Genomic DNA, 5,860 nt, shown 5'->3' on the forward strand with positions numbered 1-5,860 from the left:
TGGCGCGACCAGTCGGGTGTGGAGGACGCCCACCGCTTCGAGCAGCGCGTCCCGGGCGGCGTGGCCCACACCCGTGGCGTTGATCAGGCCGTGCACGTGGCCGCTGTGACGACGGAGGGTCACGTCGACGCCCGCCTCGGACAGGGCGGCCGCATAGCGTTCGCCCTCGTCGCGGAGCACGTCGAATCCGGCCACCACGACATAGGCCGGCGGCGCGTGGCCGAGCTCGTCGGCGAGCAGGGGCGAGACGCGGGGGTCCAGGGCCTGCTCGGGCTCGGTGAGGTAGTGCGACTTGTACCAGTCCATCTGGGCCTCGGTGAGGAAGAACCCGCGACCGAACAGCTCGTAGGACCGGTGCTTGGTGGACAGGTCCGTCACCGGGTTGAACAGCACCTGCATCGCCGGCGGGGTCCACCCGGGAGCCCGGTGCAGCGAGACCACCGCGGCGAGGTTCCCGCCGGCGCTCTCGCCGCCGATCGCGATGGCCCGCGGGTCGAGGTCGTACTCCTCGGCATGAGCGACGATGTGCCCGAACGCCGCGAGGACGTCCTCCAGGCCTCCGGGGAACGGATGCTCGGGTGCGAGCCGGTAGTCGATCGAGATGACGGTCAGCGGCGTGTGGGCGGCGAGGAATCGGGCCACCGAGTCGCCCGAGTCGAGGTCGCCCAGGACCCACCCGCCTCCGTGGAGATAGACCAGGGCGGCGCTCGGCCCCTCGATCCCCGCGGGCCGGTACAGGCGGGCGGGGATCGGGCCGTGGGGACCGGGGATGGTGAGCGAACGGACGGTCTCGACGGGGGTCTGGTGACCGAAGACGAAGGCTTCTCCCGCGATCTGCTGCCTCCCCTGTTCCAGCGGGAGCTGGTCGAACGTCTCCGACACACCGAGGTTCAACAGCCGCGTGCCCACCTGGGCTTCGAGCCCGAGTTCCTGCCCGTCGACCCGGATGGGAGGTCCGGCGATCAGTCGCTGGACCGGGGCGGGCGCCGCTCCGATGGCCCGGATGACGCGGCGCAGAACGCGTTCCGCGAGGGGCCTGTGTGCAGTGGTCATGGAGGCACTCGATTCTGCGGGGTCGAACGTGGGGTGCGACCAGCGTAAACCCAACTTGGACGCACGTCCAGTACTTCCCGTGGATCGTCAGCCGGCCTAATCGTATTTCGCCGCCAGTCCCGAGAGCGTCCGGGTGATCCCCTCGGCGTTCTTCCGCGCCATCCCGACGCGCTCCATGATCCTGCCGATCTTCGACGGACGGTTGTCGAAGCTCTCGGTGACCTCGGTCCGCCCGTCCGCGGTCGGGGTGAACTCCCACCTCCAGCGGTGTCCGGCGGGATGCGCCCACTCGACGACCTTGAGCTCCGGGGTGTCGATGTGTTCGGTGACGGTGGAGGTGATGCGGTACGGGACCCCGTACATCCGCATCTTCGTGGTGAACGTCGCGCCCTCGGACAGGGCGGCCGGGCCCGTGACGTTGTCGCGGACGGTCCCAGACCCGTCAACGAGCCCGTGCTTCGCGGGATCGTTGACCAGGCCGAACAGCTCATCGGCGGGGGCGTTGACGATGACGCGCCGGGCGACGACGCGGGGGCCGCGGTCGACGGTGGTGATGGAGGTCATGGGTGGGCCGGTCCTCTCGGGGAGACGTCGATGACGAGTCGGACCACGACACGACTCGGGTCGGCGGGCCCGTCTGCCGACCACCGTACGCTCGGGTCCCGCCATGAACCCGGCCCAGTACGGCATCGTCTCCCGTGCCGGGCACTACTTCGGGACACACGTCCCTCTCCCCGGTGGCGCCCGCGTCGGCGTGGGCGCGGCCCGACCGGTGGAGGGTGTCCGGGTGACGCCATAGCGTGGTGGACCCACCGCTACGAAAGGCGCCTCATGACCCACGCACGGCCCTCCGACCCCGACCCCGGCCAGACCCCCGATCTCGACAGCGGCGGCTCGCCCGACGGCCCGCAGACCCCGGACTCCGATTCGACGTCGATGCAGTCCGACAGCGCGACCGAGAAGCAGGGGCCGATGGAGCAGCAGAGCCCCACCCCGTCCCCGTCCAAGAAGGGGGCGTACATCCCGATCATCGTCATCGTCGCCATCGTCCTCCTTCTGGTGGTCGGGCTCGTGGGTTACGCAGTGACGGTCTGACCCGTGTCCGCCGCGTTCGACACCGTGATCATCGGAGCGGGCAACGCCGGGATCTCCCTGGCCGCGCGCCTGCGCCGGGACGGCCGGGAGGACATCGCGATCGTCGACCCGGCCCCCGTCCACCGGTACAGGCCGATGCTCAACTACGCCGCCGCCGGCCTGGCCCAGATGAGGCGGTACGAACGGGCGATGACGAGCGTCGTCCCCTCCGGCGTGCAGCTCCTGCCCCACCCCGCCGGGCGGGTGGACACCGATGCCCGGACCGTGACCCTCGGTCCGCGCGAGCAGGGCCCCACGGTGAACTACGAGAACCTGGTCGTCTGCCCCGGCCTGACCCCCCGGTGGGACGCGATCCCCGGACTGGACAAGGCGTACGTCGCCGGGTGGGCGGCGTCCGCCCACGTGCCCGAGTACGCCGGTCGCGCGTGTGCGGCGCTGGTCCGCCTCCGCGAGGGGTCCGTGGTGTTCTCGGTACCGCCGGAACCCGCCTCCTGCGGGGGCACCGTGCTCAAGGCCATGTTCCTCGCGTGCGACCGGTGGCGACGCGAGAAGGTGCTCGACCGGATCGAGGTGCACCTGGTCACCCCGTTCGGAGGTCTGCTCGGACTCGAACCGTGCGACTCGCACCTGCTCCCACTGATCCGGGAGTACGGCATCACCGTCCACGAGCGCTCCGACGTCGCCGCCGTCGACCACCACGCGCGCACCGTCACCCTGACCGGTGCCGTGTCCACGACGATCGAGCACGTCGACCTCGCCTATGTCACGCCGCTGAGCCGGGCACCGGAGTTCATCACCCGGGCCGGGTTGTCCGACGGGGGCGAGGCCGGGCTCGTCGAGGTGGATCCACAGCGCTTGAGCCACGCCCGCGCCGACTCGGTCTGGGGCCTGGGCGACGCCGCCGCCGCCGGCACCCGCCCGTCCGGCGGGGCCTTACGTCCCCAGGTGGCGGTGGTCGCCGACAACCTCCGCGCGGCCCGGGACGGTGGCCCGGGGTCGCGGTACGACGGCTACACGATCATCCCCATCGCCGTGGGCCGGGACCGCCTCATGCTGGCCGAGCACGACCGGGACGGACGGCCGGCGCCCGAGATCCCCGGGATCGACCTGACGGTCCCCAGGCGCTCGACGTACGCGTTCGACCGCTATCTCCAGCCGGTCCTCTACTTCCGGAAGCTGCTGCGCGGACGGGTCTGAGAACGGGGTCCGACGACGGATCGGGGACGGTCCGCGGACCGCTCAATCGCGCGACCCGACACCGGCGCGCAGGGCGGCCTCGATCATGTCGTACAGGTGCGCCACCACCACCTCGAACCGGTCGTTGACCACGGTGTTGCGGGCATCTCGGCGGTCCTCGAAGACCGCCAACGCGCCGGTGAACATCTGGGTGGCCAGGTCGATGCGTTCGAACGCCACCCGCCGCGGCAGGTGGGACAGCACGTCGATGAGCCGCACCACCACGTCGTCGGCCGCCGTCCGCAGATCCGCCTCCGGGATACCGGGAGCCATGACCGGGCCGACCCTCTGCAGGAACCGCGCGTAGTGCGTGGCCTCGGGGTGGGAACGCAGGAGGTCGACGATGGGGCCGAAGAGAACCCCGACGAGGGTGTGCAGGTCCTCACCCAGGCCCTGTTCGTCGGCCGCGGCCAGGCGCCGCCTGCGGTCGGCGTCGAGGGCGACGATGCGCCGCCGCAGCACCTGCAGGATCAAGCCGTCGCGGCTACCGAAGTGATACTGGACCGCCGAGTTGTTGCGTTGGCCGGCCGCCGTCGCGACGTCGCGCATCGAGACGTCGTCCAGGCCTCGCTCGCTGATCATCTTCTCGGCGATCTCGATCATCACCGTCTTGGCGCCCCTGGCCTTCCCGGCCTCCACGGTGCGATCGGCCCGCCCGGAGGGTGTCACCGCGTCGGCTGCGCTCGGTTCGGCAGTGCGATCATCGGATCCGTGCTGCACCGGGACTCCACTTCCGACCTGCAGCCTCAGCTACTCGGGGCTGAGCACCGTCAGGACTGGTACGGCCGGCGGGATTCCGACGACAGTGGGGTGCCACTGGACTCGGGGGACCGGCGCTGCTCATGGTGCCCCATGTCGACTGCGGTCGGGGATCGCTCGTCCCGGGTGGGTGTGCGAGGTCAGCCCCAGCGGGACTGCCCTCCGTCCAGGGGGATGGTCGCTCCACTGAGGTACGAGGCCTCGGCCGAGCACAGCCAGGCCACGGGGCGACCGATGTCACTCAGCGGATCGCCGACGCGGCCGGCGGGGATGCTCGAGACGAACTCCCGGGCCTCCTCGGGGTTGTTCTCCATCCACCAGTCCAACCCGGGACTGTGCGCATGCGGCGCGATGTTGAGAGCGCGGGTGCCCTCGGAGGCCCACTCGTAGGCGGCCGCGCGGGTCAGTGCGCGGATGGCCTCCTTGACCGCGGAGTAGATGCCGTAGTTCGCGGCGTCCCACCGGACGGCGGCGGCGGTCACGAGGTTGATGATCGTGCCGCCTCCGCGCTTGGCCATCTCGGGCCGGGCCAGCTTCATCAGGCTGAACGTCACGCGGGGCCCGCCCTCGAAGGCCTTGCGGAACTCGTCGTCCGGGTAGTCCGACAGCGGCAGCGGCATGGCCATGTTGGCGTTGTTGACCAGTATGTCGACCCCGCCGAGCTTCTCCACCGCGGTCGCGATGATCGCCTCGGGGGCTCCGTCGGTGATGATGTCGACGGCCAGGCACTCGGCGGTGCCCCCGTTCGAGCGGATGATCTCGGCGACCCGCTCGAGCTTGCGCATCCGGCGCCCGACCAGCAGGAGCGCGGCGCCGGATTCGGCGAGACCGAGTGCGATGCCCTCCCCGACCCCCTGCCCGCCGCCGGTGACGATGGCGACCTTTCCGGCAAGTCGGTCCTCGCGTGTGGTGCCGGGGTTCCCGGCGGGCTGCGCTGTGGTGTCGTGCTGCGTTGTCGTGTCGGGCTGCGCTGTGGTGTCGGTCATGGGGTCCTCCGGGGGTCGGTGCGGGGGTGCGTGCGAGTCGGGCCGGCGTTCGGCAACGAGGGAGATCACCCTCGCCCGGCGCCCTCACCGCCGTCGGCGGGGGCGAGGTGGTTGTCGGTGAGCGTGAAGCTCGGGATGTCCTTGAGGTCGATCATCGCCTCGTACGTACGCGAGTAACCGGTGCTGGTGATGACCCACCGACCGTCGTGGCGTGCGTAGGTGTCGGAGTAGAAGGCGCCCCCGATGATCATCGTGTCGAAGGCGGGGACGATCACCCGGTCCTGCAGGTACCAGCGAGCGGTGGCGGTGTCGCCGTCCACCTCGATCTCCGGGTGGTGGGCCTGGTGCTCGGTGATCACGTCGTCGGTCATCTGCTCCCGCAGCCCGGCCACCACCTCGTCGCGGCCGGTGTAGGACAGGCGCCTACCGTAGGACGCCGAGACCTCGGGCGCGAGCGTCTCCGCGAGCTCGTCCCACAGCCGCAGGTCCACACAGCGCAGGTAGCGGTATTTCAGGGCCTTGATCGCGTCGATGTCGTCGCGGCGGTCGGTGGTGGTCATCGTGGGCCTTTCTCGCGAGGGGGGCGCGTCAGTCCACACCCGTCAAGCCGACTGTAGTCAGTTGTGTACAGTTCGGGGATGGAAAGCGAGAACCGGTCCGACGACGACGAGGACGGCCACCCCGGCCCGCTCCCGCCCGACCCCGCGACCGCCCGCGGGCACGGCGCCCCG

Annotated in this window: 8 protein-coding genes; 3 read left to right on the plus strand and 5 right to left on the minus strand. The window is 70.9% G+C overall.

The window, feature by feature from the left end:
- Positions 1-1,053 (minus strand): alpha/beta hydrolase (locus tag G6019_RS11560; protein ID WP_182627638.1); only part of this gene is annotated, 1,053 nt, incomplete at its 3' end.
- A gap of 96 nt (positions 1,054-1,149) precedes the next feature.
- The gene (locus tag G6019_RS11565) at positions 1,150-1,617 is read right to left on the minus strand and encodes an SRPBCC family protein (protein WP_182612804.1); all 468 of its coding nucleotides are present in this window, start codon (positions 1,615-1,617) and stop codon (positions 1,150-1,152) included.
- 103 nt (positions 1,618-1,720) lie between these two features.
- Here G6019_RS11565 and G6019_RS17625 point away from each other — a divergent pair, with 103 nt between their 5' ends.
- Genes G6019_RS17625 through G6019_RS11575 form a run of 3 tightly spaced genes read left to right on the plus strand, consistent with a single transcriptional unit; the run spans position 1,721 to position 3,345 of the window.
- Complete coding sequence (locus G6019_RS17625; protein ID WP_255458022.1) at positions 1,721-1,852, plus strand: hypothetical protein; 132 nt, start codon at positions 1,721-1,723, stop codon at positions 1,850-1,852.
- Positions 1,853-1,884: 32 nt separating this feature from the next.
- The gene (locus G6019_RS11570) at positions 1,885-2,148 is read left to right on the plus strand and encodes a hypothetical protein (RefSeq protein ID WP_107757175.1); all 264 of its coding nucleotides are present in this window, start codon (positions 1,885-1,887) and stop codon (positions 2,146-2,148) included.
- A gap of 3 nt (positions 2,149-2,151) precedes the next feature.
- A complete protein-coding gene (locus G6019_RS11575; protein ID WP_182612803.1) occupies positions 2,152-3,345 on the plus strand; it encodes an FAD-dependent oxidoreductase in 1,194 nt (397 codons plus the stop codon).
- Positions 3,346-3,387: 42 nt separating this feature from the next.
- On the opposite strand, the gene G6019_RS11580 is transcribed toward G6019_RS11575, so the two are convergent.
- The 3 genes from G6019_RS11580 to G6019_RS11590 all read right to left on the minus strand — a co-directional run bounded on the left by G6019_RS11580 (position 3,388) and on the right by G6019_RS11590 (position 5,689).
- Positions 3,388-4,104 (minus strand): TetR/AcrR family transcriptional regulator, encoded by a 717-nt coding sequence (locus G6019_RS11580; RefSeq protein ID WP_107757177.1) that lies wholly within the window; start codon positions 4,102-4,104, stop codon positions 3,388-3,390.
- Between the two features lie 179 nt (positions 4,105-4,283).
- The gene (locus G6019_RS11585) at positions 4,284-5,129 is read right to left on the minus strand and encodes an SDR family NAD(P)-dependent oxidoreductase (RefSeq protein ID WP_194305667.1); all 846 of its coding nucleotides are present in this window, start codon (positions 5,127-5,129) and stop codon (positions 4,284-4,286) included.
- A 65-nt stretch (positions 5,130-5,194) separates the two neighbouring features.
- Positions 5,195-5,689 carry a nuclear transport factor 2 family protein gene (locus G6019_RS11590; protein WP_182612802.1) on the minus strand — a complete coding sequence of 165 codons (495 nt, stop codon included), beginning with the start codon at positions 5,687-5,689 and terminating at the stop codon, positions 5,195-5,197.
- Between the last annotated feature and the right edge of the window lie 171 nt (positions 5,690-5,860).

The organism is Dietzia sp. DQ12-76 (assembly GCF_014145045.1).
GTDB lineage: Bacteria > Actinomycetota > Actinomycetes > Mycobacteriales > Mycobacteriaceae > Dietzia.

What these genes read in the sequence shown, in the direction of transcription:
- G6019_RS11565 (WP_182612804.1), bottom strand. Translation starts at nt 1,617, where the DNA reads ATGACCTCCATCACCACCGTCGACCGCGGCCCCCGCGTCGTCGCCCGG.
- G6019_RS17625 (WP_255458022.1), top strand. Translation starts at nt 1,721, where the DNA reads ATGAACCCGGCCCAGTACGGCATCGTCTCCCGTGCCGGGCACTACTTC.
- G6019_RS11570 (WP_107757175.1), top strand. Translation starts at nt 1,885, where the DNA reads ATGACCCACGCACGGCCCTCCGACCCCGACCCCGGCCAGACCCCCGAT.
- G6019_RS11585 (WP_194305667.1), bottom strand. Translation starts at nt 5,129, where the DNA reads ATGACCGACACCACAGCGCAGCCCGACACGACAACGCAGCACGACACC.
- G6019_RS11590 (WP_182612802.1), bottom strand. Translation starts at nt 5,689, where the DNA reads ATGACCACCACCGACCGCCGCGACGACATCGACGCGATCAAGGCCCTG.